A 21,530-nucleotide genomic window follows, 5' to 3' on the forward strand; every position below is an offset into this window, starting at 1 on the left:
ATGGAAATTATCAAAAAACCTATCTTGACTGAGAAAGCTTCTATCTTAACGGAGAAATTAAACCGTTACGCTTTCAAAGTAGATCACAGAGCAAACAAAATCCAGATTAAATCAGCTGTTGAAGCTATGTTCGGTGTGACAGTTCTTGCTGTAAACACTGCAGTTGTAGCAGGTAAAGCGAAAAGCCGTTACACAAAAGCAGGTTTCGTATCTGGTAGAGCTCCTAAGTATAAAAAAGCTATCATTACTATTAAAGATGGCGAAACTATTGACTTTTACAGTACTATATAATTTAAGATGGCAGTTAAAAGATTCAAACCGGTAACCCCTGGTACTCGTTTCAGAATAGGCGCAGATTATTCTGATGTTACTACAAACGTTCCTGAAAAATCGTTAGTAGTAAAAATCAACAAGAAATCAGGTGGTCGTAATAACTCCGGTAAAATGACTATGCGTTATCTCGGTGGGGGACATAAAAAAGTATACCGATTAATTGATTTCAAACGCGATAAAAAAGATATCCCTGCAAAAGTAGCTACTATTGAGTACGATCCAAACCGTACTGCTCGTATTGCATTGTTGCACTACGCTGATGGTGAAAAACGCTACATCATTGCTCCAGCTGGTTTACAAGTTGGTCAAACTGTAGTTGCAGGAGATAAAGTTGCCCCAGAAGTTGGTAATACATTACCATTAGCAAACATTCCATTGGGTTCTATCATCCACAACATTGAATTAAATCCTGGTCAAGGTGGTTCAATTGCTCGTTCGGCTGGTACTTATGCTCAATTGTCTGCTCGTGATGGTAAATATGCCATCATCAAATTGCCTTCAGGCGAAACACGTATGATCTTATTGACTTGTGTTGCTACAATTGGTTCAGTATCGAACCATGAAAGATCTAACCAAGTGTTAGGTAAAGCAGGTCGCAAACGTTGGTTAGGTCGTCGTCCAAGAGTTCGTGGTGTTGCGATGAACCCAGTAGATCACCCAATGGGTGGTGGTGAAGGCCGTACTTCAGGAGGTCACCCACGCTCACGTACAGGTGTATTAGCTAAAGGCTTCAAAACACGTTACAAGAAGAAAACATCGAATCGTTACATCATTGAGAGAAGGAAAAAATAATGGCTCGTTCAATTAAAAAAGGTCCTTATATCGATCACAACTTAGAAAGAAAAGTTCTTTCTATGAATGAAACTAACAAAAAGTCAGTTATCAAAACATGGTCTCGTAGATCAATGATTTCACCTGATTTTGTTGGCCATACCTTCGCAGTGCACAACGGGAATAAATTTATCCCTGTTTATGTAACAGAAAATATGGTAGGTCACAAGCTTGGTGAATTCGCGCCTACGCGTACATTCAGAGGCCACGCAGAAAAGAAAAAATAATAGGTAATGGAAGCAACAAAAAAACTTAAAAAGTCTGTCTTAATTAGACAACGCAAAGAGCAAGAGAAAGCTCAACAAGGTGGAGCTTCGGATGCCAAATTATTGAACTGCCCTACTTCGCCTCGTAAGATGCGTTTAGTGGTAGACTTAATTCGTGGTCAGCGTGTTGAAAATGCATTATACATTTTGAAACACTCAAGTAAAGAAGCTGCTGCTCGTGTAGAAAAATTATTATTATCTGCAATCAAAAACTGGGAAGCCAAAAACGAAGGTAAATCAGTGGAAGAAAGCGAACTTATTGTAAAAGAAGTATCAGTAGGTGGAGGTCGTCAATTGAAAAGATTGCGCCCAGCTCCTCAAGGTCGCGGATACAGAGTTCGTAAACGTTCAAATCACGTTACGTTGGTAGTTGATAGCAAATTAAACGTTGAACAAAACTAATTTATTGAGAAATGGGACAAAAAGCAAATCCAATAGGTAGCAGATTAGGAATCATCAAAGGTTGGGATTCTAACTGGTTCGGAGGTAAAAACTATTCCGATAAATTAGTTGAAGACGAAAAAATCAGAAAATATCTTTCTGTTCGTATTGCAAAAGGTGGTGTAGCTAAAGTTGTTATCGAAAGAACTTTAAAACGTATCACTGTTACAATTCACACTGCTCGTCCAGGTATCGTTATCGGAAAAGGTGGTCAAGAAGTTGACAAGATCAAAGAAGAGTTGAAAAAACTGACTAAAAAGGATGTTCAAATCAATATTTTCGAGATCAAACGCCCTGAGTTAGATGCTAAGTTAGTAGCTGAAGGTGTCGCTAAGCAATTAGAGGCGCGTATTTCATTCCGTCGTGCAATGAAAACTTCAATCGCTTCTACGATGCGTATGGGTGCAGAAGGTATCAAAATCATGTGTTCTGGTCGTTTAGGTGGTGCTGAGATGGCACGTACTGAACAATACAAAGAAGGAAGAACTCCTTTACACACATTGCGTGCTGATATCGACTATGCTCTAGCTGAGGCATTGACTACATACGGTAAAATCGGTATCAAAGTTTGGATCTGTAAAGGTGAGGTTTACGGTAAACGTGACTTATCTCCAAACATTGGTCAGGCATCTGGTGTAAAATCACGTGGCAACCACGAAGGTGGTGGCGAACGTCGTGACAACCGTAACAAAGGTGGTCGCGGTGGGAATAACCGTGGTGGAAACAACCGTGGTGGAAACAACCGTGGTCCGAAAAAAGATTAATAGTTTTATTTAGATTACAACAAAAACCTGCTGAAGAAGCAGATTTAAAAAGTATACGAACATGTTACAGCCAAAAAGAACGAAGTTCAGAAAGATGCAGAAAGGCCGCATGAAAGGTAACGCTTCTCGTGGAGCGGAGTTAGCTTTCGGTTCTTTCGGTATCAAAACAATGGAGCAAGCATGGATCACTAGCCGTCAAATCGAGGCAGCTCGTATTGCGGTTACACGTTATATGAAACGTGAAGGTCAAGTTTGGATTCGTATTTTCCCTGACAAACCTGTTACGAAAAAACCTGCAGAGGTACGTATGGGTAAAGGTAAGGGTGCTCCAGAATACTGGGTAGCAGTAGTACGCCCAGGCCGTATGTTATTTGAAGCAGAAGGTGTGCCTTTGGAAATTGCCAAAGAAGCTTTACGCCTTGCAGCTCAAAAACTTCCGGTTCAAACTAAGTTTGTGATTCGTAGAGACTACGTTGAAGCATAAAAATCTTGGTAATGTCATCATTTAAGCGTTAGGGCCGTTACCCCTAACGCTATAAATAAACTGATGATAACCCAAATAACAACTGAAAAAACATGAAAAATTCAGAAATTTTAGAATTATCTAATGAGGACTTAGCAGCTCGTCTTGTAGAGGAGAAAGCAGCCCTTACAAAATTGAAATTTGCACATGCTGTTTCAGCTATTGAGAACCCTAACGTGATCAAAGCAGCACGCAAAACTATCGCTCGTATCAGTACAGAGATCAGTGCACGCAAAGCTGCAGCTAAGAATGAAACAGCCTCTGAGGCGTAAAATTTAAAGTCGAAATGGAAAGAAATTTAAGAAAAACAAGAATCGGCTTAGTAGTTAGCAACAAAATGGACAAGTCTATCGTCGTAGCTGTTGAACGTAAAGTAAAACACCCTATCTACGGTAAGTTCGTTAAAAAAACTACTAAATTCAAAGCTCATGACGAAACTAATACCTGCGGTATCGGCGATACGGTATTAATCATGGAAACTCGTCCGCTGAGTAAAACAAAAAACTGGAGATTAGTTGAAATTATAGAAAGAGCTAAATAACATGGTACAACAAGAATCAAGACTTAATGTAGCTGACAATAGCGGTGCTAAAGAAGTTTTAGTAATCCGTGTATTGGGCGGTACGCGCAAGCGTTATGCATCAATCGGAGATAAGATTGTTGTATCGGTGAAAAGCGCTTTGCCTTCTGGAAACGTGAAAAAAGGTTCGGTTTCCAAAGCAGTAGTAGTTAGAACTAAAAAAGAAATCCGTCGTAAAGATGGTTCTTACATCCGTTTTGATGACAATGCTGCTGTATTGTTAAATAATAATGATGAGCCACGTGGTTCACGTATCTTCGGCCCTGTTGCCAGAGAGTTGCGTGAGAAACAGTTCATGAAAATTGTATCATTAGCACCGGAGGTTTTATAATTATGGCACAGAAAACAAAAACAACTACGCACAAAATCAAAATTAAAAAAGGTGATTTAGTGAAAGTTATCGCTGGTAACTCTAAAGGTGTTCAAGGAAAAGTATTAACTGTTTTAGTGGATAAAAATAGAGCTATCGTTGAAGGCGCTAACATCGTAAAAAAACACACTAAACCAAGTGCAGCTAATCCTAATGGTGGTATCATTGAGAAAGAAGCTGGTATTCACATCTCTAATTTAGCTGTTATCGATCCTAAAACAGGTGAAACTACCCGTGTAGGTCGTAAGTTGAATGCAGATGGTAAATTAGTTCGTTACGCTAAAAAATCAGGGGAGGAAATTAAATAATGACTTACGTACCAAGATTAAAAGTGAAATATGCGGAGGAAATCCGTAAAGCACTTCAAGAAAAATTTCAGTATAAAAGTATTATGCAGGTTCCCAAACTTGAGAAAATCGTTGTTTCACAAGGTGTAGGAGCTGCAACAGCTGATAAAAAATTAATCGATAACGCTATCGCTGAATTGACTTTAATCACAGGTCAACAAGCCGTTGCTACAAAATCGAAAAAAGATATTTCAAACTTTAAATTACGTAAAGGTATGCCTGTAGGGGCACGTGTTACTTTGCGTGACAATAACATGTTTGAATTCTTGGATCGTTTGGTAGCAGTATCGCTTCCACGTATTCGTGACTTCCGCGGTATCAACGATAAAGGTTTCGACGGACGTGGTAACTATAACTTAGGTATCACTGAACAAATCATTTTCCCTGAGATCAACATTGACAAAATCAACAAGATCCAAGGTATGGATATCACTTTCGTGACTTCTGCTCAAAATGATGTTGAAGCTTTAGAATTGTTGAAACAATTCGGTTTACCATTTAAAAATCAAAATACAAATAACAATGGCTAAAGAAGGATTAAAAGCACGCGAAGTAAAACGCGCTAAATTGGTAGCTAAATATGCGGCAAAACGTGCAGAATTAAAAGCTGCTGGCGATTACGTTGCATTAGATAAATTACCTAAAAATGCTTCTCCGGTACGTTTACACAACCGTTGTAAATTGACTGGTCGTCCTAAAGGATATATGCGTCAATTCGGTATCTCTCGTGTAACTTTCCGTGAGATGGCTTTAGATGGCAAGATCCCAGGGGTGAAAAAAGCTTCTTGGTAATTTAAAAAAAATACTTAATTTTGCCCGGGCAATTCAATTTAGGATTGCCGGGGTTTTTGCATTTTAAAATTGTTTAACAGATAGTAGGTCCCATACCAATGGTTGGGAGGGAAACCGCTGTCACAAATTTTCATATATAATGACTACAGATCCAATTGCGGATTACCTTACACGAGTAAGGAATGCCATCAAGGCCAACCACAGGGTTGTTGAAATTCCTGCATCGAACCTTAAAAAAGAAATTACTAAAGTTCTTTTTGACAAAGGTTACATTGCTAATTACAAATTCGATGAGAATGGCGTACAGGGTACGATCAAAATCGCATTGAAATATAACCCAATTAGCAAAATTCCGGCTATTCGTACGTTGACACGTGTGAGTAAACCTGGTTTAAGAAAGTATGCAAGTGTTGAAACTATGCCTCGTGTTTTGAATGGTTTAGGTATCGCTATCTTGTCAACATCTAAAGGTGTAATGACAGACAAAGAAGCTAGACTTCAAAATGTTGGTGGTGAGGTTTTATGTTACGTTTATTAATCTAGGTAAAAACACAAAGAAATGTCAAGAATTGGAAAAGCGCCTATCGCTATCCCTGCAGGGGTAACTGTTACTATTTCAGACAAAAACTTAGTATCAGTAAAAGGTCCTAAAGGCGAATTAACACAACAAGTTGATCGTGACATCAATGTTGCTCAAGAAGAAGGTAACATCGTTGTAACACGTCCAACTGATCAAAAGAAACACAAAGCATTACACGGTCTATACCGTTCCCTGTTGGCTAACATGGTTCAAGGTGTGACTGAAGGTTACAAAACTACGCAAGAATTAGTGGGTGTAGGTTACCGTGCGACAAGTACTGGTAACGTATTAGAGTTAACTTTAGGTTTCTCTCACCAGATTGTCTTTGTATTGCCAAAAGAGGTTAAAGTATCAACTACTGCTGAAAAAGGTAAAAACCCTACAATCACTTTAGAATGTGCTGACAAACAATTGATCGGTCAGGTAGCGGCTAAAATCCGTGGCTTCCGTAAACCAGAACCTTACAAAGGAAAAGGTATCAAGTTTGAAGGTGAAGTGTTGAGAAGAAAAGCAGGTAAATCAGCTAAAAAATAATAATCATGGCAGGACAAAAAGCATCTCGTAGAGAGAGAATCAAAAAAGGAATCAGAAAAAACCTTGCTGGAACGTCTGAACGTCCACGTTTATCGGTTTTTAGAAGTAACAAAGGTATCTATGCACAAATCATTGACGACAATGCAGGTAAAACATTAGTTGCTGCATCTAGCTTGTCAAAAGAATTTGTTGCATCTGGTAACAAAGTTGAGCAGTCTAAAGCTGTAGGTAAATTGGTTGCTGAGAAAGCATTAGCAGCAGGTATTAATAAAGTAGTTTTTGACCGTAATGGGTACTTATACCATGGCCGTATCAAATCTTTGGCTGAAGGTGCTCGCGAAGGCGGTTTAGACTTTTAATCATAGAAAGAAATGGCATTAAGCAATATAAAAAGAGTAAAATCAAGCGAAATCGAATTAAAAGATCGCTTAGTAAGTATCCAACGTGTAGCGAAAGTTACTAAAGGTGGTCGTACTTTCAGCTTCTCTGCAATTGTTGTAGTAGGTGATGAAAACGGTATTGTTGGTTACGGTTTAGGTAAAGCTAAAGAGGTAACTGAGGCAATTACTAAAGGTATCGACGACGCAAAGAAAAATTTAGTGAAAGTTCCTGTAATCAAAGGTACTGTTCCTCACGAGCAATATGGTAAATATTCTGGTGGTTCAGTTTTGATTAAACCAGCTATCGCCGGTACAGGAGTTTTGGCAGGTGGTGCAATGCGTGCAGTATTGGAGTCTGCTGGTATCAAAGACGTATTGGCTAAATCATTAGGTTCTTCTAACCCACACAACGTGGTAAAAGCAACTGTAACTGCCTTAGCAAATATGCGTGATGCATATACAGTGGCACAACACCGCGGTGTCGATTTAAATAAAGTATTTAACGGTTAATTATCATGGCAAAAATCAAAATCACCCAGATAAAGAGCGTTATCGACAGAAGCGAGCGCCAAAAGAAAACTATTGAGGCATTGGGTTTGAAAAGAATCAACCACTCAGTAGAAGTTGAAGCTACTCCAGCAATCATTGGAATGGTACGTAAAGTAAACCATTTAGTAGCTATCGAAACTATTTAATATTAGCTTATGGAAAGGGTCTTTGGGCTCTTTCCATTACTTGTATTTATAATAATTATTTTTTAATCGCTAGTACCTGTTTAGTGAGAGCGAAGGGCTAGCACAATTTAGTTTAAAAATGAACTTAAGTAATTTAAAACCTGCAAAAGGTGCAGTAAAAAGTAGCAAACGTATCGGTCGCGGTACTGGTTCTGGTCGTGGTGGTACTTCTACACGTGGCCACAAAGGGGCTGGTTCTCGTTCAGGTCACTCTACGAAAATCGGTTTCGAAGGTGGTCAGATGCCTTTGCAACGTCGTGTACCTAAATTTGGTTTCAAAAACATCAACCGTGTTGAGTACAACGGTGTCAACCTAGATACTTTACAAGCGTTGATCGAGAAGCACAATTTGACAGCTGTAGATTTCGATGCATTGAAAGCTCATGGATTAGTGTCTAAAAATGACAAAGTAAAAATCTTGGGTCGCGGTGAATTGAAAGCTAAAGTTGAAGTAACAGCGCACGCGTTTACTGCTTCTGCTCAAAAAGCTATTGAAGCTGCAGGCGGTTCTATCGTTAAAATTTAATAAATGAAGAAACTAATCACAACCTTAACCAATATTTGGAAAATCGATGATTTACGTACGCGTATTCTAAATACCTTACTTTTTCTTTTGATTTACCGTATTGGATGTCACGTGGTATTACCAGGTGTAAATCCTCATGCTTTGGCTTCCGGTCAGAAAGAGGGTTTATTGGGCTTATTGGATATGTTTGCGGGGGGATCATTCTCTCGTTCGGCTATCTTTGCTTTAGGGGTAATGCCATATATCTCGGCATCCATTGTTGTTCAATTGTTGGGCATCGCGGTTCCTTACTTCCAAAAGATGCAGAAAGAAGGGGAAAGTGGTCGTCAAAAAATGAATCAGATTACTCGCTATTTAACATTAGGGATTACGCTGCTTCAGGCTTTTGCTTATGTACGTACTCAGATCGAGCCAAGTGCTAAGACAATTGCAGACCCATTGTTCACGATTCTGACTGCCATAGTTTTGACAGGCGGTACTTTATTTGTGATGTGGTTAGGGGAAAAAATTACTGATAAAGGTATTGGTAATGGTATTTCTTTGATCATCATGACTGGTATTATCGCTCAATTGCCAAGTGGTATCACTGCGGAATGGGTTTCTAGAATGGCGAAAGGTGGTGGTGGTCCAATTCCATTGTTGCTTGAATTTGTGGCTTTGTTCTTCGTTGTGATCTTTACGATCTTGATCGTACAGGGGGTTCGTAAGATTCCTGTACAATACGCGAAGAAAATTGTCGGAAACAAGCAAGTCGGTGGAGTACGTCAGTATATACCGTTAAAGGTAAATGCTGCAGGTGTAATGCCGATCATTTTTGCACAGGCGATCATGTTTGTGCCAATGAGTTTAGGACAGTTCTTCCCAAATCTTCAGTCGGAATTTTTGACTTCGTTGAGTAACTATACCTCTGTAGCGTACAACGTGACTTTTGCGGTATTAATTATCGCATTTACGTTCTTCTATACAGCGATCATGGTTAATCCGCAACAGATGTCAGATGACATGAAGAAAAACGGAGGTTTTGTTCCAGGTATTAAACCGGGATTGGAAACTAGTAATTTTATAGACCGCGTAATATCAAATATTACATTTCCAGGTGCAATTTTCTTAGCGATTATTGCTATTCTACCTGCTATTGCAAGTTTGTTTGGTATTAATAATCAATTTGCGCACTTCTATGGAGGTACGTCCTTATTGATTTTAGTAGGTGTGGTGTTGGATACTTTGCAACAGATCGAATCTCATTTATTGATGCGTCATTATGATGGATTGATGAAAACAGGTCGTATTAAAGGCCGTTCGGCTGCGTCTGTTGAGGGAATGGATCATTCGGCAATTTAATTTCTTTAGATGTCTAAAGTATTTTATAAGTCAGCAGATGATATAGAGCAATTGCGGAAGTCAGCAGATGTGCTTTCGCAATTGCTTGGTGAAATCGCAAAAGTGATTAAACCTGGGGTAAAAACTATATCTCTTGATAAATTAGCTTATGAGTATATTCACGATAACGGTGGAACGCCAGCGTTCTTAAACTATCATGGATTTCCATACTCTTTGTGTATCTCTGTCAACGATCAGATTGTACACGGTTTCCCAAGCGATTATGAAATTAAAGATGGTGATCTTGTTTCAGTCGACGGGGGTGTCAATTTAAATGGTTTTATCAGTGACTCAGCTTACACTTTCGGTGTTGGCGAGATTTCTGAGGAAGCGCAGTTGTTGTTGGATGTCACAAAGGAATCATTGTACAAAGGTGTTGAACAGGCTGTGGCCGGTAAACGTGTTGGGGATATCTCTTCTGCTGTTCAGGAATATGTAAGCAAGTTCGGTTTCGGAATTGTGCGCGAACTTGTGGGACACGGAGTTGGATATCATTTACATGAAAAACCAGAGGTTCCAAATTATGGAAAACGTGGTGCAGGCCCGAAATTGGAAGAAGGTTTGGTTATTTGTATCGAGCCGATGATCAATGCGGGACGTGCTGGTGTTCGTTTTTGGGATGATGGTTGGACAGTAAGTACAGTAGATGGGAAATTATCGGCGCACTTCGAACAAATGGTTGCTATCCGAAAAGGAGAACCAGATGTGTTGCTGACATTCGAACATGTAGAGAAAGTTTTGAGTAAAAAGTAGTTGGTTTTCAATTATTTTTATTTATCTTTGCACTCCTGTTCGCAGGCTTTTAAATTAAATTTAATCGAGAATATATGGCTAAACAAGCCTCAATAGAACAAGACGGTATAATTAGAGAGGCACTTTCTAATGCTATGTTTAGGGTAGAATTGGAAAATGGACATGAAATCATTGCCCATATTTCTGGTAAAATGCGTATGCACTATATCAAAATTTTACCTGGGGATAAAGTTAAATTGGAAATGTCTCCGTATGATTTGACTAAGGGAAGGATTACTTACCGCTATAAATAGTCGTAAGCCTTTTTACTTAGCGCAAGCTTTTGAAAAAATAAATATCATGAAAGTAAGAGCATCAATAAAAAAACGTAGCGCGGACTGTAAGATCATCCGTCGTAAAGGTAAAGTTTTTGTAATCAACAAAAAGAATCCTAAGTTTAAACAACGTCAGGGTTAATTCATTAAAAAAATAATAGCTTAATATTATATGGCAAGGATAGCAGGTATTGATTTACCTAAAAACAAAAGAGGTGTGATCGGCCTTACCTATATTTTTGGTATCGGTCGTACAAGAGCTCAATATATCTTGGAAAAAGCTGGTATCAGCGAAGATGTGAAGGTACAAGAGTGGAATGATGAACAATTGGCAGCAATTCGTAGCATCATCAACGATGAATTGAAAGTAGAAGGTGCATTGCGTTCAGAAATTCAATTGAACATCAAACGTTTAATGGATATCGGTTGTTACCGTGGATTGCGTCACCGTAAACATTTACCAGTTCGTGGTCAACGTACTAAAAACAACTCACGTACTCGTAAAGGTAAACGTAAGACAGTTGCAAACAAGAAAAAAGCTACTAAATAATAAATAAGAAATGGCTAAAACTAAAAAAGCTGCAAAAAAGCGTATCGTTGTTATTGAACCTGTAGGTCAGGCTCACATTAACGCAACGTTTAACAATATCATTGTAACTTTGACTAATAATCAAGGACAAACTATTTCTTGGTCTAGTGCTGGTAAAATGGGTTTCCGTGGTTCTAAAAAGAACACTCCATATGCTGCTGGTCAAGCTGCGCAAGACTGTGGAAAAGTTGCTCATGACTTGGGTCTACGCAAAGTTGAAGTGTTTGTTAAAGGACCTGGTGCTGGTCGTGAATCTGCAATCAGAACATTACAAACTGTAGGAATCGATGTGACTACTATCAAAGACATCACTCCACTTCCTCACAACGGTTGTCGTCCTCCAAAACGCAGAAGAGTTTAATTAATTTAAAGATAAGATTCATCGGCTATAGGCTGATAGATACTTTAATTGTAAAAGAAAATGGCTAGATATACAGGACCTAAGTCCAAAATTGCCCGTAAATTTAGAGAGCCGATCTTCGGCCCAGATAAAGCGTTAGAAAAGAAAAATTACCCTCCTGGACAACATGGAGCTTCTAAACGCAGAGGTAAACAATCTGAATATGCTATTCAGTTGTTAGAAAAACAAAAAGCAAAATACACTTATGGTGTATTGGAGCGTCAGTTCTCAAACTTATTTGTTAAAGCTGCCTCTAAACAAGGTATTACAGGTGAGATCTTCTTGAAATTATTGGAAGCTCGCTTAGATAACGTAGTTTACCGTTTAGGTATCGCTACTTCTCGTGCTGCTGCTCGTCAGTTAGTATCTCATAAACACATTACTGTTAACGGAAGTGTTGTTAACATTCCATCATATAGCTTGCGTCCAGGTGACGTTGTAGCAGTTCGTGAACGTTCTCAAACACTTGAAGCCATCACAAATTCAGTTGCAGGTCGTACTGTAAACAAATTTTCTTGGTTAGAGTGGAATGCGAAAGAATTGACAGGTACTTTCTTAAGCTATCCAGAAAGAGCTGATATTCCTGAAAACATTAAAGAGAACTTAATCGTTGAGTTATACTCTAAATAATAAATAAAATAGAAGTATGCATAGTCCAATTCTGGGTTATGCATCTTTCTATTGTATTACAATTATTATTACAAATAAAACATTAAAAGAAAATAAATGGCAATTTTAGCATTTCAAAGACCGGATAAAGTTATCATGCAGAAATCTACGGATTTTGATGGTACGTTTGAATTTCGTCCATTGGAGCCTGGTTTTGGTGTAACCATTGGTAATGCTTTGCGCCGTATTCTATTGTCCTCGTTAGAAGGATATGCAATTACGTCGATAAGGTTTTCTGGCGTTTCGCACGAATTTTCAACGATCAAAGGTGTTGTTGAAGACGTAACTGAAATTATCTTGAACTTGAAACAGATCCGTTTCAAAAAAACAGGTGAGATTGGCGACAACGAAAAGGTATTTGTAGTAATCAATGGTCAAGAACAATTCTTAGCTGGTGATATCACAAAATTCTCTAATAACTTTACTGTCTTAAATCCAGACTTAGTAATCTGTAACATGGATAACGCAGTGACAATTGAATTGGAATTGAGTATTGCTAAAGGTCGTGGATATGTAAATGCAGATGAGAATAAAGTGACTGACGCTCCAGTAGGTGTTATCGCTATCGATTCGATCTTTACTCCGATCAAGAATGTTAAATATACCATTGAGAATTACCGTGTAGAGCAAAAGACTGACTACGAGAAATTGTTGTTGGATATTTCTACAGATGGCTCAATTCACCCCGAAGAAGCTTTGAAAGAGGCTGCTAAGATCTTAATTCAACACTTTATCTTATTCTCGGATGAGAATATGCTTCTTGAGTCTCAAACAAAAGAAGAAACTAAAGTTGTCGATGAGGAGATCTTGCACATGCGTAAGATTCTGAAAACAGAATTAGTAGACCTTGACCTTTCAGTGCGTGCATTGAATTGTTTGAAAGCTGCTGACATTCGTACGTTAGCTGAGTTGGTAACTTACGACGTTGCGGATATGTTGAAATTCAGAAACTTCGGTAAAAAATCGTTAAGCGAAATCCAAGAATTGGTTAAATCGAAAGGTTTATCATTCGGAATGAACTTAGCGAAATATAAATTAGACGAAGAATAATAATTTATTAAGCGACCACTATATGTAATTCCTCTTGAAACGGACAGCCGGATGATACGGGCAGTTGCCTTTGAAAAATCTGACAGTTTAGGTAAAGCAAGAACGGTATATATAGTATAATAAAATCAAAATGAGACACGGAAAAAAAGTAAATCACTTAGGCCGTACGGATAGCCATAGAAAAGCAATGTTGGCTAACATGGCAACATCATTAATCCTACACAAACGTATCACAACTACTTTGGCTAAAGCTAAAGCATTGCGTACATACGTTGAGCCGTTGATTACTAAATCTAAAAACGACACAACACACTCTCGTCGTACAGTATTCGCTTATTTGAAAGATAAAGACGCAGTTTCTATCTTGTTCCGCGAAATTTCTGAAAAAGTAGCTAACCGTCCAGGTGGTTACACGCGTATCATCAAAATGGAAAACCGTTTAGGTGATAACGCTGAAATGGCTTTCATCGAGTTAGTTGACTACAACGAAATCTACGGTAAAAAAGCTGCTGCTGCTGAGAAAAAAGCTACTCGTCGTCGTGGTGGTGCTAAAAAAGCTGCTGCTCCTGCTGAAACTGAAGCTCCTGCTGAAGTAAAAGCTGAAGTAGAAGGTGAAGAAAAAGTTGACGGAGAATAATATTGTTCCCGTTATCATAGAAAAAGTCCTCTTTTTAAGAGGACTTTTTTTATTTTATGACCATTCCTACCGTTATAACTGATATATTTGTAATGCTAAAATCTGATAGCTTTTTCTATTACAAGCTATTTCGTTTATCAATCTATAATTCATTAAGATGAAACCATTTGATGTTTATCCCATTAATCCTATTAACATAGTTAAAGCTAATGGATCTACGGTGTGGGATGCCGAAGGAAATGCTTATTTGGACTTGTATGGTGGCCATGCCGTGATATCGATCGGACACACGCATCCACACTATGTACAACGTATTACAGAGCAATTGAATCGTATCGGATTCTACTCTAATTCTGTTGAAATTCCAATTCAGCGTGAACTTGCACGATTGCTGGGCGAAGTATCTGGTAAGGTTGATTATGACTTATTTCTCTGTAATTCTGGTGCTGAAGCAAACGAAAATGCTTTGAAGCTTGCTTCTTTCTATAATAAGAGAAAGAAAATCATCGCATTTTCTAAATCTTTTCATGGTAGGACCTCATTAGCGGTGGCTGCTACAGACAATCCAAGTATAGTTGCACCTGTTAATGAAACCGAGAACGTTGTTTTCCTTCCGTTCAATGATGAGACAGCTTTAGAAGAAGCATTTGCTGCTTATGGCGAAGAAATCTCTTCTGTTATTATCGAAAGCATTCAAGGGGTAGGCGGAATCAGAGAGGCGTCGATCAGTTTCCTCCAGCTGATCCGTTCGCTTTGTGACCAATATAATGCTGTATTTATTGCGGACGAGGTCCAATGTGGTTACGGAAGAACAGGTCTGTTTTATGCCCAGGACTATTCCGGCGTAAATGCAGATATTTATACGATGGCAAAAGGGATGGGAAATGGTTTTCCTATCGGAGCAATCAGTATCTCCCCTAAGTTTAAAGCTTCACATGGTAGTTTGGGGACAACGTTTGGAGGTAATCACCTGGCTTGTGCCGCTGCGCTAGCTGTATTGGAGGTCATTCAACAAGATCGCCTGATGGAGAATGCACAACTTGTAGGACAGTACCTAATTGACGAACTGAAGAAAATCGAAGAGATCGTAGAAGTAAGAGGGAGAGGGCTAATGATCGGAATAGAACTTCCAGCTTCATTAGCGCATGTGAAAAAAGATCTTCTGTTAAAGAATCGTATTTTTACAGGTGAGGCAAAACCGTACGTTATTCGATTGCTACCAGCATTGAATATAACCAAAGAACATGCTGATCAATTTTTATTGGCATTAAAAGAACATATAAAAGCGGTTGCAATCGCCTAAGATAATAGATGAAATAATAGCAATGATTGATCCCTGATATCATAGCGGATCAATCATTGTTATTCCAACAGCATACATGAACAAAGTGGGGAGCACGGCGCGTTGTGCCATAGTAAAAACCCACATAAATGATTTATATAGATGAAAAAGTTTTTCTCTGTAAAGGACGTATCCAGTGTAGCAGAGGTTGTCCAAGAGGCGTTAGCTTTAAAAGCAGCACCATATGATAACCGAGATCTTGGTAAAAATAAGACCTTGGGTCTTGTGTTTTTAAATCCTAGTTTGCGTACACGTCTAAGTACCCAAAAAGCAGCAATGAACTTGGGTATGAATGTAATGGTCATGAATATGGACAAGGATGGCTGGGCCCTAGAAACGCAAGACGGTGTCGTGATGAATGGCAGTACTGTTGAACATATCCGCGAAGCAGCAGCAGTCATGGGAGAATATTGCGATATCCTTGGCTTACGATCCTTTCCGAAATTAAAAGACCGGGAGGAGGACTACAGCGAGGATTTATTTAATAAATTTATTCAATACTGTGGTGTACCTGTAGTTTCTTTGGAAAGTGCCACCCGTCATCCATTACAGAGTTTGACGGATATCATTACCATCACTGAGCATAAGAAGACCGTGAAACCAAAGGTGGTATTGGCTTGGGCCCCACATGTGAAAGCTTTGCCACAAGCAGTACCGAATTCTTTTGCGGAATGGATGTGTAAGGCACAGGAAGAAGGTCTTGTGGAGTTTACCATTGCACAGCCTATGGGGTATGAGCTCAGCAAGGATTTTACGAAGGGGGCGACAATTTCAACAAATTTAAATGAAAGTCTAAAAAACGCTGATTTTGTTTATGTGAAGAACTGGTCATCCTATCAAGAATATGGTGAGGTGTATACGGTAGATGAAGATTGGATGATGGATAATGAAAAGTTGTCTTTGACAAATGATGCCAAGGTCATGCATTGTTTGCCCGTAAGACGGGATCTGGAGTTGTCATCTGAGATTTTGGATGGACCAAACTCATTGGTTATTAAAGAGGCTAGTAATCGTGTCTGGGCGGCACAGGTTGTTTTAAAGCGAATGCTGGAAGATCTGGTATAAGTTCGGTCTTCGATTATTGAGAAACTATTTTTATTTGGGAAAAGTTGCGTAATGGCTAATAGTGTATTAAATATTATAAAAATTGGCGGAAATATTATCGATGATGAGGGTCTGTTAGATTCTTTTTTAGAGAAGTTTTCCGCATTGTCCGGGAAGAAGATCCTCGTCCATGGCGGAGGTAAAATTGCAACACGTTTGGCGAGTGAGCTTGGTTTGCAGGCGCAAATGGTAGAAGGCCGCAGGGTAACTGATGAGGATATGCTGAGGATAGTGACAATGGTATATGCTGGACTAACAAATAAGACCATAGTTGCTAAATTACAAAAATTGAAATGCGATGCTGTTGGCTTATCGGGGGCAGATGGGGATGTGATTAAGGCTATAAAACGTCCCGTTAAAGATATTGACTATGGTTTTGTTGGAGATTTATTGCATGATTCGGTAAATACATTGGCGATAAAGAAGTTTTTAGAAGCAGGATTTGTTCCGGTATTCTCTGCTATCACACATAATGGTTTGGGACAGTTGCTCAATACCAATGCAGATACCATCGCATCTTCTTTGGCAGTCTCTCTGTCCTCATTATATGAAACTTCATTGGTTTATTGCTTCGAAAAGAATGGTGTATTACGGGATGTAACGGATGAGAATTCAGTGATACCAACGATTAAATACGAGGAATTTGAATATCTTAAAGATTCGGGCGTCGTCAACGATGGTATGATACCAAAACTACAAAATGCATTTAATGCAATAAATAAAGGTGTACAAGAGGTGTATATTGGTCATGCCAATAATTTACATCTATTTCAACAAGGGCAGTTTGGCACCTGTTTGACATTAAAATAATCATGTAATCTAAATCTAAACCCCACTATGAAAAAGGTCACTATTATCGGAAGTGGCAATATCGGTCTCTCCTTGGCAAAAGGGCTTGTAAAAAGCGAATTTGCCAGTGCTGCCAATATTACATTGACCCGCAGAAATCTGAACGCACTGTCTGAGGAGGCAAGCCAGGGTTTCTCTGTAAGTAATGACAACAAAGCTGCTGTTAAAGGCGCTGATATTGTTGTTTTTGCAATATTACCACAGCAATTAAAAAAGGTACTGGTTGAGGTCGCTCCCGAAATAGACAAGAAAAATCAGATTTTTGTTTCTATCGTATCTGGTGTTTCCTGTGCTGACCTTAAAGCGGTATTGGGTGAGGATGCGACGGTAGTACGTGCTATGCCAAATACGGCAATCGCTATTGCTCAATCGATGACCTGTATCGCAAGTGATCACGCTTCAGATGGTAGTCTTGCTGAAGTAGAAAAGATGTTTGAGACCGTAGGATCGGTTGTCATTATAAATGAAGACCTGATGACTTCAGCAACTGCCTTGTGTGCTTGTGGAATAGCCTTTTTCCTGCGTGCTATACGCGCTGCGTCACAAGGTGGGGTTGAAATAGGTTTCCATGCGCATGACGCCTTAAAAATGGCTGTTCAGACCGCTAAGGGAGCTGCAGATTTATTGTTGCATACAAATGCGCATCCGGAAGGGGAGATTGATAAGGTAACATCGCCAAAGGGATGTACCATTGCTGGGTTGAACGAAATGGAACATAATGGTTTTAGTTCAGCTTTTATTAAAGGGATAAAATTGTCTGCGGATAAAGCAGGAGGATTATATCATGAAGGATAAGGATAGCTTATTCAAAGATAGCTTAGTTTTATTGAAAAAGTTGATCGCTCTTTCCTCTCTAAGCCGTGAGGAAATACGAACAGCTGACCAGATTGAGGAATTTTTCAAAGAACGGCTCGTCAAAACCTTTAGAAAGGGCAATAATGTTTGGGTATATAATAAGCATTACGCGGTGGATAAGCCAACTATCCTGCTTAATTCGCACCATGACACAGTGAAGGCTAACCCTGGTTACACCCGCGATCCATTGGCTCCGACGGAAGAAGAGGGGAAGCTCTACGGCTTGGGTAGTAATGATGCTGGCGGATGTCTGGTCTCACTGATTGCAACCTTCTTACATTTTTATGAACGGGCTGACCTAAACTATAATTTTTGTCTGGTTGCGAGCGCCGAGGAAGAAATCTCGGGCAGAAACGGCATTGAATCTGTACTCGAGGATATCGGACCTATAGATTTTGCCATCGTCGGCGAGCCGACCCTGATGGATTTAGCTATTGCGGAAAAAGGTTTGATGGTATTGGACTGTAATGCGATCGGAATTGCAGGCCATGCTGCACGTGATGAGGGGGATAACGCAATTTATAGAGCGATAAGTGATATTCAATGGTTCAAAGATTATGCTTTTGAAAAAACATCCGCGACTTTGGGTCCCATAAAAATGTCCGTGACAATGATTCAGTCGGGTTCACAGCACAACGTAGTACCTGCTAGCTGTAATTTTGTCGTTGATGTGCGCACAACGGATGCTTATACCAATGAGGAAACCCTAGCGATTATCAAATCTCATGTATCTTCGGAAGTTTCGGCTCGATCTACTCGTTTAAAATCTTCTTCTATTCCCGAAGAACATCCTATTGTACAGGCGGGAATTGCGCTGGGCCGTAAATTATATGGATCCCCGACGATGAGTGATCAAGCGCTTATTCCGGTTCCTTCGTTAAAACTGGGGCCAGGGGATAGTGCAAGATCGCATATGGCGGATGAATTTATCTATATTGATGAAATTAGAGAAGGAATTGATTTGTATATAGCTATGCTACAAAAGATCGTATAAAAAAAGCTTCCAACTGTTGGAAGCTTTTTTTATACTAGACTAAGCTGATCTGACGCTTAATACTTTCTTCAAGGGAGATAATTGTCTCTGTACGCTGGATACCAGGTACAGATTGGATATCTTCGTTCAATACTTTTCTGAGGTGGACAGTGTCCCTACAGATAATTTTTGCAAAAATACTGTATTGGCCAGTACAATAATGTAACTCAACCACTTCTTTGATTTCTTTCAGTTTATCTACCGCATCTGCATATTGTGAACCTTTTTCTAGATAGATACCGAGAAAGGCAGTGATGTCAAATCCAACTTTTTGGGGATTGATAATGAGATTTGAACCTCTGATGATACCTAACTCTTCCATCTTCTTCATTCTAACGTGGATGGTACCACCTGATACGATTAGTTTTTTCGCTATTTCAGTATAAGGAATAGAAGCATCGTTCATTAGAATAGACAGGATTTGGATATCCAAATTGTCTAGATCATAGTTTGCATATTGATTTTCCATTAACAATGGGTTTTGTGTTTCATTCATTGGTCATACATCAAATCTGACCAACAGCTAAAATAATTAAATTTATTTCAAAATTACTAAGAATTTTCGGTTTATAGATGTAAATTTAATAAAAAATACTTATTGATATTGATAATGTTATATGTTTTTGATTGAAAGTGCTTATAATTGTTTTGGAGGTGATTTTATTGTAAGGTTATCAGATCGTTTCGTTATCTTGTTATTCATGTCATTGAGACGATAAAGATGTAGGATAAAGATCAAAAACAAAAGACAAGTAAGCAAGCGACAGGTGTATGTTAAACCAAAGTCTCAGTACGCATATCTAATATCTCAATATTTCAAGACTAAAATAAAGATGGAAGAAGTTCAGGATGTAAAGATTTCGAGGAAGAAGCCGATCTTTGAAGTGGGAGAAGGGCTTCATAAATATCTTAAGCTATATCAACGGGATGAAAAGTTACCCATCGGTTATAAGGATCTATTGAATTTTACAGAGACCGTACCGGTCATGGACAAATTTGGTAATGATACATTTTGGGAGACACCACTCTATCCTCAGTATCTCATTGATCAGCTATATGACGGGTTAAAGGTCATCTATGCAAAGCTTAAAGCTTCGGGCAACACACGTATTGTACAGCACAAATATATCGACCGCGTGGAGTACTGTGGTTTTGGTAATACAAGACCATTTCGGATCCGTATCGTAAACCGATTAAATGACGTTTATGATTATTTTTATATCAAACAGGCGGATGCATCACGGATCTACGGATTGGAACTGGAGGAAATATTATCTCCGAATCAGGTCAATTATATGGTGGATCAGGATACATTGGTAGAAGAACATATTGTTGGTATTCCCGGCGATATATTTTCCCAAACAAGGATGTTCACGCCGGATTACAATTTGACACGGATTTCGAAGGAATTTGTCAAGTTTAATGAGCGTTGTATCATCACCTTGCTGGGGGATATGCGGGCTTATAATTTTGTCATGCAGATTACGCCTGACTTTGATGATTTTCAGTTTAGGATCAGGGCAATCGATTTTGACCAACAGTTTTATGAGGGGAACCCAAAAGTATATATGCCCCAATTTTTTAAAGAGAACTATCCATATGTTAAGCTCGCGATGGAGCATTTGACCGAAAAAACGGTATTGCAATACCAACAGGAGGAGCGGTCTTCGATTGTGCATAGGGTACGGAGTGAGCGGCACCGGATCGCTGACCTTAGAGATGCTTCGCAGATGCAGGTTCTCTCAACTCCAGAAAATATTAAGCAATTGCGTGAGGGTTACGCGGAGTTTTATCAGAATAATTCTTATTTGAAATGTAAGACAATGACTGATATTGTCGAATTAAATGTGAAAAATGTCATCCGGCAGGTGCAGATGTAACTACTTAATCCGGTCTTTGTTTTCTTTGATAAAAGAGGACCAGCCGGAATAGGATTTTCCGCTACCAGTAGCACTATTTTTTTGAAACGAATGGCAAACAGCAATTGCCAGTCCATCTGTCGCATCAAGAAACTGAGGTGTTTCCTCAAATTTTAATAGATTTTTGAGCATGGCAGAAACCTGTTCTTTCGTAGCATTTCCATTTCCGGTGACTGACTGTTTTATTTTTCTGGGTGAATACTCAAAGATCGGAATATCCTGGGCCAGTGCAGCTGCCATAGCAACCCCCTGTGCCCTTCCCAGTTTGAGCATAACCTGAATATTTTTGCCATAGAAAGGAGATTCCAGCGCGACACAATCTGGATTATATTCTTGCATTAATGCAGAGGTCTTTTTGAAGATACGTTGCAATTTTAATGCATGGTCATCGAGATGGCCCATTTTGATGACACCCATTGAAATAAGGGAGATGGTATTGCCAACTTCTTTGATAATTCCATATCCAAGCACTACTGTCCCTGGATCGATCCCTAGTATGATTCTTTCTTTCGCCTTTTCCTTCTGCATGTACAATATTACAAATTTTGCTTTTTATAAGTGGATTGCTGCACACAAAACTTAATCATTTGGCTAAAATTTAGTAACATTGCTCTCTAATTATCAAACGTTGACTG

The 21,530-nt window shown here is 39.1% G+C and carries 35 protein-coding genes; 33 read left to right on the forward strand and 2 right to left on the reverse strand.

Going from position 1 to position 21,530, the window contains the following annotated elements:
* The 32 genes from rplW (at position 1) to ACK8HY_RS19815 (ending at position 18,937) form a co-directional block, all read left to right on the forward strand.
* Entirely contained in the window at positions 1 to 291 is a 291-nt protein-coding gene (rplW, locus tag ACK8HY_RS19660; RefSeq protein ID WP_077438123.1) for a 50S ribosomal protein L23, read from the forward strand.
* Positions 292 to 297: 6 nt separating this feature from the next.
* The gene (gene rplB, locus ACK8HY_RS19665; RefSeq protein WP_077438122.1) at positions 298 to 1,125 is read left to right on the forward strand and encodes a 50S ribosomal protein L2; all 828 of its coding nucleotides are present in this window, start codon (positions 298 to 300) and stop codon (positions 1,123 to 1,125) included.
* Positions 1,125 to 1,391, forward strand: a complete 267-nt coding sequence (gene rpsS / locus ACK8HY_RS19670; protein WP_002997495.1) for a 30S ribosomal protein S19 — start codon at positions 1,125 to 1,127, stop codon at positions 1,389 to 1,391. The genes rplB and rpsS overlap by 1 nt, the downstream gene beginning before the upstream one ends.
* Before the next feature lie 6 nt (positions 1,392 to 1,397).
* Positions 1,398 to 1,832, forward strand: coding sequence for a 50S ribosomal protein L22 (gene rplV, locus ACK8HY_RS19675; RefSeq protein WP_077438121.1), 435 nt, complete (start codon positions 1,398 to 1,400; stop codon positions 1,830 to 1,832).
* Between the two features lie 11 nt (positions 1,833 to 1,843).
* Positions 1,844 to 2,635: a 30S ribosomal protein S3 gene (gene rpsC, locus ACK8HY_RS19680; RefSeq protein ID WP_077438120.1), complete on the forward strand. Its 792-nt coding sequence runs from the start codon at positions 1,844 to 1,846 to the stop codon at positions 2,633 to 2,635.
* Positions 2,636 to 2,696: 61 nt separating this feature from the next.
* Positions 2,697 to 3,119, forward strand: coding sequence for a 50S ribosomal protein L16 (gene rplP, locus ACK8HY_RS19685; RefSeq protein ID WP_046674870.1), 423 nt, complete (start codon positions 2,697 to 2,699; stop codon positions 3,117 to 3,119).
* Positions 3,120 to 3,211: 92 nt separating this feature from the next.
* On the forward strand, positions 3,212 to 3,430 hold the full coding sequence (gene rpmC / locus ACK8HY_RS19690) for a 50S ribosomal protein L29 (protein WP_077438119.1): 219 nt from the start codon (positions 3,212 to 3,214) through the stop codon (positions 3,428 to 3,430).
* A gap of 14 nt (positions 3,431 to 3,444) precedes the next feature.
* Positions 3,445 to 3,699 carry a 30S ribosomal protein S17 gene (rpsQ, locus tag ACK8HY_RS19695; protein WP_028071573.1) on the forward strand — a complete coding sequence of 85 codons (255 nt, stop codon included), beginning with the start codon at positions 3,445 to 3,447 and terminating at the stop codon, positions 3,697 to 3,699.
* A gap of 1 nt (position 3,700) precedes the next feature.
* Complete coding sequence (gene rplN / locus ACK8HY_RS19700; protein ID WP_028071572.1) at positions 3,701 to 4,069, forward strand: 50S ribosomal protein L14; 369 nt, start codon at positions 3,701 to 3,703, stop codon at positions 4,067 to 4,069.
* Between the two features lie 2 nt (positions 4,070 to 4,071).
* Entirely contained in the window at positions 4,072 to 4,416 is a 345-nt protein-coding gene (gene rplX / locus ACK8HY_RS19705) for a 50S ribosomal protein L24 (RefSeq protein WP_077438118.1), read from the forward strand.
* The gene (rplE, locus tag ACK8HY_RS19710) at positions 4,416 to 4,985 is read left to right on the forward strand and encodes a 50S ribosomal protein L5 (protein ID WP_046674875.1); all 570 of its coding nucleotides are present in this window, start codon (positions 4,416 to 4,418) and stop codon (positions 4,983 to 4,985) included. Before rplX ends, rplE begins: the two co-directional genes overlap by 1 nt.
* Positions 4,978 to 5,247: a 30S ribosomal protein S14 gene (gene rpsN / locus ACK8HY_RS19715; protein ID WP_028071569.1), complete on the forward strand. Its 270-nt coding sequence runs from the start codon at positions 4,978 to 4,980 to the stop codon at positions 5,245 to 5,247. The genes rplE and rpsN overlap by 8 nt, the downstream gene beginning before the upstream one ends.
* A 136-nt stretch (positions 5,248 to 5,383) precedes the next feature.
* The gene (gene rpsH, locus ACK8HY_RS19720; protein WP_245971333.1) at positions 5,384 to 5,785 is read left to right on the forward strand and encodes a 30S ribosomal protein S8; all 402 of its coding nucleotides are present in this window, start codon (positions 5,384 to 5,386) and stop codon (positions 5,783 to 5,785) included.
* A gap of 21 nt (positions 5,786 to 5,806) precedes the next feature.
* On the forward strand, positions 5,807 to 6,361 hold the full coding sequence (gene rplF / locus ACK8HY_RS19725; protein WP_077438116.1) for a 50S ribosomal protein L6: 555 nt from the start codon (positions 5,807 to 5,809) through the stop codon (positions 6,359 to 6,361).
* Positions 6,362 to 6,366: 5 nt separating this feature from the next.
* On the forward strand, positions 6,367 to 6,720 hold the full coding sequence (rplR, locus tag ACK8HY_RS19730; protein ID WP_077438115.1) for a 50S ribosomal protein L18: 354 nt from the start codon (positions 6,367 to 6,369) through the stop codon (positions 6,718 to 6,720).
* A 12-nt stretch (positions 6,721 to 6,732) separates the two neighbouring features.
* Positions 6,733 to 7,251: a 30S ribosomal protein S5 gene (rpsE, locus tag ACK8HY_RS19735; RefSeq protein WP_028071565.1), complete on the forward strand. Its 519-nt coding sequence runs from the start codon at positions 6,733 to 6,735 to the stop codon at positions 7,249 to 7,251.
* Positions 7,252 to 7,256: 5 nt separating this feature from the next.
* Complete coding sequence (rpmD, locus tag ACK8HY_RS19740) at positions 7,257 to 7,436, forward strand: 50S ribosomal protein L30 (protein WP_045753985.1); 180 nt, start codon at positions 7,257 to 7,259, stop codon at positions 7,434 to 7,436.
* A 118-nt stretch (positions 7,437 to 7,554) separates the two neighbouring features.
* The gene (rplO, locus tag ACK8HY_RS19745; RefSeq protein ID WP_070570400.1) at positions 7,555 to 8,001 is read left to right on the forward strand and encodes a 50S ribosomal protein L15; all 447 of its coding nucleotides are present in this window, start codon (positions 7,555 to 7,557) and stop codon (positions 7,999 to 8,001) included.
* Between the two features lie 3 nt (positions 8,002 to 8,004).
* A complete protein-coding gene (gene secY / locus ACK8HY_RS19750; protein WP_046674882.1) occupies positions 8,005 to 9,342 on the forward strand; it encodes a preprotein translocase subunit SecY in 1,338 nt (445 codons plus the stop codon).
* 9 nt (positions 9,343 to 9,351) lie between these two features.
* On the forward strand, positions 9,352 to 10,134 hold the full coding sequence (gene map / locus ACK8HY_RS19755) for a type I methionyl aminopeptidase (protein ID WP_077438114.1): 783 nt from the start codon (positions 9,352 to 9,354) through the stop codon (positions 10,132 to 10,134).
* A 74-nt stretch (positions 10,135 to 10,208) separates the two neighbouring features.
* Positions 10,209 to 10,427, forward strand: a complete 219-nt coding sequence (gene infA / locus ACK8HY_RS19760; protein ID WP_002997456.1) for a translation initiation factor IF-1 — start codon at positions 10,209 to 10,211, stop codon at positions 10,425 to 10,427.
* Between the two features lie 46 nt (positions 10,428 to 10,473).
* Positions 10,474 to 10,590: a type B 50S ribosomal protein L36 gene (ykgO, locus tag ACK8HY_RS19765; protein ID WP_013665024.1), complete on the forward strand. Its 117-nt coding sequence runs from the start codon at positions 10,474 to 10,476 to the stop codon at positions 10,588 to 10,590.
* A gap of 30 nt (positions 10,591 to 10,620) precedes the next feature.
* Positions 10,621 to 10,998, forward strand: a complete 378-nt coding sequence (rpsM, locus tag ACK8HY_RS19770) for a 30S ribosomal protein S13 (RefSeq protein ID WP_077438113.1) — start codon at positions 10,621 to 10,623, stop codon at positions 10,996 to 10,998.
* Between the two features lie 10 nt (positions 10,999 to 11,008).
* Positions 11,009 to 11,398 (forward strand): 30S ribosomal protein S11, encoded by a 390-nt coding sequence (gene rpsK, locus ACK8HY_RS19775; RefSeq protein WP_046674885.1) that lies wholly within the window; start codon positions 11,009 to 11,011, stop codon positions 11,396 to 11,398.
* 60 nt (positions 11,399 to 11,458) lie between these two features.
* The gene (gene rpsD, locus ACK8HY_RS19780; protein WP_077438112.1) at positions 11,459 to 12,067 is read left to right on the forward strand and encodes a 30S ribosomal protein S4; all 609 of its coding nucleotides are present in this window, start codon (positions 11,459 to 11,461) and stop codon (positions 12,065 to 12,067) included.
* A 96-nt stretch (positions 12,068 to 12,163) separates the two neighbouring features.
* Positions 12,164 to 13,156 carry a DNA-directed RNA polymerase subunit alpha gene (locus tag ACK8HY_RS19785; RefSeq protein WP_077438111.1) on the forward strand — a complete coding sequence of 331 codons (993 nt, stop codon included), beginning with the start codon at positions 12,164 to 12,166 and terminating at the stop codon, positions 13,154 to 13,156.
* 130 nt (positions 13,157 to 13,286) lie between these two features.
* A complete protein-coding gene (gene rplQ, locus ACK8HY_RS19790) occupies positions 13,287 to 13,793 on the forward strand; it encodes a 50S ribosomal protein L17 (protein ID WP_077438110.1) in 507 nt (168 codons plus the stop codon).
* A gap of 157 nt (positions 13,794 to 13,950) precedes the next feature.
* Positions 13,951 to 15,096, forward strand: a complete 1,146-nt coding sequence (locus tag ACK8HY_RS19795; protein WP_077438109.1) for an aspartate aminotransferase family protein — start codon at positions 13,951 to 13,953, stop codon at positions 15,094 to 15,096.
* A 141-nt stretch (positions 15,097 to 15,237) separates the two neighbouring features.
* Entirely contained in the window at positions 15,238 to 16,200 is a 963-nt protein-coding gene (locus ACK8HY_RS19800) for an acetylornithine carbamoyltransferase (RefSeq protein ID WP_077438108.1), read from the forward strand.
* 51 nt (positions 16,201 to 16,251) lie between these two features.
* The gene (gene argB, locus ACK8HY_RS19805; protein ID WP_077438107.1) at positions 16,252 to 17,049 is read left to right on the forward strand and encodes an acetylglutamate kinase; all 798 of its coding nucleotides are present in this window, start codon (positions 16,252 to 16,254) and stop codon (positions 17,047 to 17,049) included.
* 27 nt (positions 17,050 to 17,076) lie between these two features.
* Entirely contained in the window at positions 17,077 to 17,883 is an 807-nt protein-coding gene (gene proC, locus ACK8HY_RS19810) for a pyrroline-5-carboxylate reductase (protein ID WP_077438106.1), read from the forward strand.
* Positions 17,873 to 18,937, forward strand: coding sequence for a M20 family metallo-hydrolase (locus ACK8HY_RS19815; protein WP_077438105.1), 1,065 nt, complete (start codon positions 17,873 to 17,875; stop codon positions 18,935 to 18,937). Before proC ends, ACK8HY_RS19815 begins: the two co-directional genes overlap by 11 nt.
* Before the next feature lie 34 nt (positions 18,938 to 18,971).
* Here ACK8HY_RS19815 and ACK8HY_RS19820 read toward each other — a convergent pair whose 3' ends face one another.
* Complete coding sequence (locus tag ACK8HY_RS19820) at positions 18,972 to 19,445, reverse strand: Lrp/AsnC ligand binding domain-containing protein (protein WP_046674894.1); 474 nt, start codon at positions 19,443 to 19,445, stop codon at positions 18,972 to 18,974.
* 364 nt (positions 19,446 to 19,809) lie between these two features.
* Between ACK8HY_RS19820 and ACK8HY_RS19825 the strand changes: the two genes are divergently transcribed.
* Complete coding sequence (locus tag ACK8HY_RS19825; RefSeq protein WP_077438104.1) at positions 19,810 to 20,856, forward strand: hypothetical protein; 1,047 nt, start codon at positions 19,810 to 19,812, stop codon at positions 20,854 to 20,856.
* On the opposite strand, the gene ruvC is transcribed toward ACK8HY_RS19825, so the two are convergent.
* Positions 20,857 to 21,423 (reverse strand): crossover junction endodeoxyribonuclease RuvC, encoded by a 567-nt coding sequence (gene ruvC / locus ACK8HY_RS19830; protein WP_077438103.1) that lies wholly within the window; start codon positions 21,421 to 21,423, stop codon positions 20,857 to 20,859. It abuts the gene before it with no gap.
* Between the last annotated feature and the right edge of the window lie 107 nt (positions 21,424 to 21,530).

Source organism: Sphingobacterium sp. NGMCC 1.201703 (genome assembly GCF_047784615.1).
Classification (GTDB): domain Bacteria; phylum Bacteroidota; class Bacteroidia; order Sphingobacteriales; family Sphingobacteriaceae; genus Sphingobacterium.